This is a genomic window from Bifidobacteriaceae bacterium (assembly GCA_031281585.1).
Lineage (GTDB): Bacteria > Actinomycetota > Actinomycetes > Actinomycetales > WQXJ01 > JAIRTF01.
The window spans coordinates 1-4,231 of record JAITFE010000001.1 but is presented as its reverse complement, the minus strand read 5'-3'; the positions used below and the strand labels follow the sequence as shown (position 1 = coordinate 4,231).

Genomic DNA, 4,231 nt, shown 5'->3' with positions numbered 1-4,231 from the left:
GACGCACGGCGCGGCCCCGCAGCGGACCGCGCCGGTAGCGCCGGAAGGCGCTTCGGCACGGACCGCGGCGGAGCCGCGACGCCGCCCCCGCCGGACCGCCGCGCCCTGGGGCTTGTTCTATGTGCTAAAACGGCAGGAAACCTCGTGGCCTGGGGGAACGCGTGAAGTGCCGAGCCGGGGCGGGGTGCCGCAGATCAGTCTTGGCGGCGCGGATCGTCCGGGATGGGGAGCGTGTCCGAGGGCTCGGTCTCGCGAGGACGCGGAGGGACCGGCCCTGCGGGCCGGTGTCGCCGGTCCCGCCGCGCAGCGGCGGGACCTTGACCCTGTGTGGAGATTTGCCGGAAAGCCTATGACCTGGGAGGACGCGTCAGATTGCGTGTGCCCGTCCGCGCTGGTGGGTCAGTTGGGGCCGAGCTTGGCCGAGTACTCGGCGATCCAACCCCGCTGTTTGGCTGTGAGCCTGGTTAGCGGCACGTTGCTGGCGTCAAGCCTTTGGCGGGCTTCGATGAGTCTGCCCATGGTGCGAGGAAGCGTGACCAGCATTGCCAGGAGGTGCTGGCCGGGGGACGCTAGTGGGTCCAAACCGGCCTGTTCGATCGCCGCTGTGGCTTGGTTGGCGGTCAGTTCGGGGTCCCAGATTGGCTTGAGGCCGTGCTTGTCGAGCATCGATGCCTGGTCTTCGATGTCGCCTAGGGCGGTGGCCTCGGTGGCCGCTTCGGTGAGGGCGTCGAGCCACCATTGGCCAAGGTCTGAGAGCCGGGCGCGCGTGCCGTCCGTCTTCGCGCCGTCGGGGTGCGTCATGGGTTCGTCAGGGTTGGTCCCGTACATGAGATCGGTGGCGGGAACGTCAAGGGCGTAGGCGATCGCGTGCAACTCCTGGACGGACACTCGGCCGCGTTGGCCCTGTTCGAGGCCAGCCAACGTGGTCGGGGCGATGGGATAGCCGATCCGGGCCAGGTGCTCGCTGAGCTGCTGGGCGGTTAGGTGCTTGCCTCGCCGGGTGTCCTGGATGTTTTTGCCGATCCGCTTGGACCACTGGGCCGACCAACGATTGCGAGGTTCGGGTATTCCGGCCACAGGACCAGGATACAGCCGCAGAACTACTGAATCTTGGTATCCGAACACCGCTCATGGGGTATTCTGATACGGAAATTCAGTAACTAGGCAGGTGAAGGGACGGGTCACTGTGGGAAAGCGGGTAAAGCGGAGGCGCGAGGCGCGGCCTCGCGGCAATCCGGCGGCGGCGGGGCGTGGGCGCGCGCCGGGCAGGGGGTCTCGCCCGGTTGCGCGCGCTGACGGGTCGAGCACCGAGTACGGCTGGTGGGGGTTCGGCGGCGAGCCGCCGGCGGAGATGTTTGCGTTGCTTGACGCGATGAGCGCGGACTGTCCGTTGTGTCGCGGGGGTGGCCACCATGGCGGTTGAGGCGGCGGCGGGTCTGGCGACGGTCCAGGAGCTGGGCCGCCAATGGTGGCTGCCGCGCCGCGCGGCCGGTCACGCGGCGCAGTCGACGGTGGCGCGTGACGGGCAGGTGCTGAACAGCCTTCCGGCGTGGTTCGCCTCGCTGCCGGTTGACCGGGTTACCGGCGATGACGTGTTCCGGGTGGCCGAGGAATGGGGCGCGGGCCGCGGCGCGGCGCAGGCCACCAAAGCGCGGGTGGTGATATCGCTGCGGGCGTTGTTCCGGGACTTGGCCGAGGCGGGGTTGGTGGCAGACAACCCCGCCTCGAACGTCAAACGCCCCAAGTCGGGCCGTCCGGGGCGGGCCGGTAGGCCGTTCGCCTGGTCCGAGGTTGACCGGCTGGTGGCGGCCGTCGGCGCGTTCCGGGCGGACCTGGGACGGGTCGTGTTCACGTTGGCGCACACCGGCCTTCGTTGGGGCGAGCTGGTCGCCCTGCAAGCCGGGGACCTGCGCGACGGCGGTCAGGCGCTCTCGGTCGAACGGTCCCAGTCGGCCGGGTTCGCGGTCAAAGCGCCGAAGTCCGGGCGCTCCAGGATGGTCCCGCTGGACCGGCGGGTGCGGGAGGTCCTGGCCGGTTTGGCGAGCGGCAAGGGCCACGACGAGCGGTTGTTCAGCACGCCGAGAGGGCTGGCGCTGAGTCGGCGGAACTTCATTCGGGACGCCCGTTGGGCCGAGTTGGCTCCGGGGCACCGCATCCACGATCTGCGCGCCACTTGGGCCGTGCACCTGCTCGACGTCGAGGGCGTCACGTCGACCGACATCCAGCGTTGGCTGGGGCACGGGAGCCTGGCCACGACGGAGCGGTATGTCAACGGTTTGACGGCCTCCAGGCGGGACGCGGAGTTGCGGGCCGCGCTTGACAGGGCAGCGTAGGGGTGGTTTTGGTGGGCTTGGGGACGGCCGGTGCGCCAGAGAGGACTCGAACCTCCGACACCCGCTTTAGGAGAGATGCCTCAGAGGAAGAGCCGGTCGTGGGAATCTTGGCGGGGGCCTCTCCTGATCTGGTGCGGGAGTTGGAAAAGTCGGCTGCCCGGCTGCCGTGCCAGCGGCCGATAGTGAAGGTCGGGCACAAGGGGCAGGAGTCTCGGACTGTCCAGATCCCTTGCGGGAGCAAGTCCTTGTGGGTCTGTCCGCGCTGCGCGACCCGGTACAGGAACGACTGCAAGCGGATTCTGCGGGGGGCGGCGGACCATAACGGGCCGGTGATGTTCGTGACGTTGACGGGGCCGTCGTTCGGGCGTGTGCACCATGCGGCGAAGACGGCCAAGCCGTGGCGGGGGGCGCGGAAGGGCGCGAAGCGGCGGGGGCGGGCCTGCCGGTGCGGCGCGGCCCATGGCCCGGACGATGGCGTGGCGGGCACTCCGCTGGACGCGGGCAGCTACGACTACGCCGCGCAGGTGGCCTGGAACCACGCCAGCTCAAGGTTGTTGACTCGGGCCTGTGAGTCCGCCCGGCACCATCTGGGAAAGGTGCCCTGGATCGCGGTGGCCGAGGATCAGAAACGGGGCTGCGTCCACTTCCATGTGATGGTGCTGTGCCCGGCGGGCACGACGGCCGCGACGATGAAGCGGGCGTTCAAGGCGATGAGGGAAACCGGGGCGGAGGGCATCAAGTGGGGTCGTCAGTGCGATTTGGAGGTGGTCGCGCCGGGTCGTCGGCGGTTGCGGATCGGCGGGTACCTGGCCAAACTGCTCGGTTACAGCGCCAAGGACCTCGGTCGCGACAAGCTGTCCGGGCGGTGGGAGTCGGCGGCGCGGCGGGAGCATCTGGAAAGGCTTGACCGTGCCGCGCGGGCGTACCGGTGCCACAGGCCGTGCTGCCAGCCGGCGGAGGCGGAGGCCAAGGACCCGGTCGAGCGGGTTCGCCAGCGCGAGAGGCGGCGCGGGCGGACTTACTGGTACGGGCACAAGCGCTACGGGTTCGCCGGGCAGAGGATGCGCCGGTCGCGCAATTGGCCGGCGCCCACATTGGCGGCGCTGCGAGACGAGCGCCGCCAATGGCGGATCGCGCGGGGCTGCGAGGACCTGTCTTCCGGCTACAGGTGGGAAGACCAGAAGCCGGGCGCGGGGGAGTCCGTGCTGTCGTCGTTGGCCGGGAGGGCCGGGCCGCGCGACGCCTTAGAAGACTTGAAGGCGCTTTGCGCCGCGGTCGCCGTCGCCGGTGTTGAGGGCCCAGCCGTGTAGGAGGCGGGCTTCTCGGGCGAGTTGCTGGCATTGGACCCATGGGCGGGCTCCGGACTCTACGTCGACTTCGAATTCCGCCGTGGCGCGGCCTTGGCGGTCGCGGATGGCGATGAGCCACCGGTCGTGGCCGTCGGGGCCGGGTGTGGCGTCGGCGTGTTCCCAGGTGTGGGTTGGGTTGTTCATTGTCTTGGTCTGCTTTCGCGAGTGTTGGCGATTGGTTCCTGGCGGCTGGCACTAAGTGCCCGGCCTTGGCCGGGCGCGTCTGCCTGCCGCCGGGTGCCAGCCCCCGGCCGGGAGGGCCCCGTGTCAAGCGTTTCTGGGGGTCGGCGTCGAGCGGGAGTCTTGGGCCTTGGTCCGGAGGACCGTCCCCGGCCACGCTGGGAGCGGCCCCCGGGGGCGCTTGACATGGGAGGGTCCCGGCTGGGACCGCCAGGGGCCAAACCCGGCCACAGGACCAGCGGCCCGAAGGGACGCACGGCGCGGCCCCGCAGCGGACCGCGCCGGTAGCGCCGGAAGGCGCTTCGGCACGGACCGCGGCGGAGCCGCGACGCCGCCCCCGCCGGACCGCCGCGCCCTGGGGCTTGTTCT

Annotated in this window: 3 protein-coding genes; 2 read left to right on the top strand and 1 reads right to left on the bottom strand. The window is 70.5% G+C overall.

Annotated elements, in window-relative coordinates; all coding sequences use genetic code 11:
* Nucleotides 1-399 precede the first annotated feature (399 nt).
* Nucleotides 400-1,077, bottom strand: a complete 678-nt coding sequence (locus tag LBC97_00015; protein ID MDR2564448.1) for a helix-turn-helix transcriptional regulator — start codon at nt 1,075-1,077, stop codon at nt 400-402.
* A 335-nt stretch (nt 1,078-1,412) separates the two neighbouring features.
* Between LBC97_00015 and LBC97_00010 the strand changes: the two genes are divergently transcribed.
* Together LBC97_00010 and LBC97_00005 are read left to right on the top strand one after the other, a co-directional pair.
* A complete protein-coding gene (locus LBC97_00010; GenBank protein ID MDR2564447.1) occupies nt 1,413-2,333 on the top strand; it encodes a tyrosine-type recombinase/integrase in 921 nt (306 codons plus the stop codon).
* Between the two features lie 329 nt (nt 2,334-2,662).
* On the top strand, nt 2,663-3,643 hold the full coding sequence (locus LBC97_00005) for a hypothetical protein (protein ID MDR2564446.1): 981 nt from the start codon (nt 2,663-2,665) through the stop codon (nt 3,641-3,643).
* Nucleotides 3,644-4,231 lie beyond the last annotated feature (588 nt).

Excerpts from the sequence above, each read along its gene's own strand:
- LBC97_00010 (MDR2564447.1), top strand. The coding sequence starts at position 1,413 with ATGGCGGTTGAGGCGGCGGCGGGTCTGGCGACGGTCCAGGAGCTGGGC.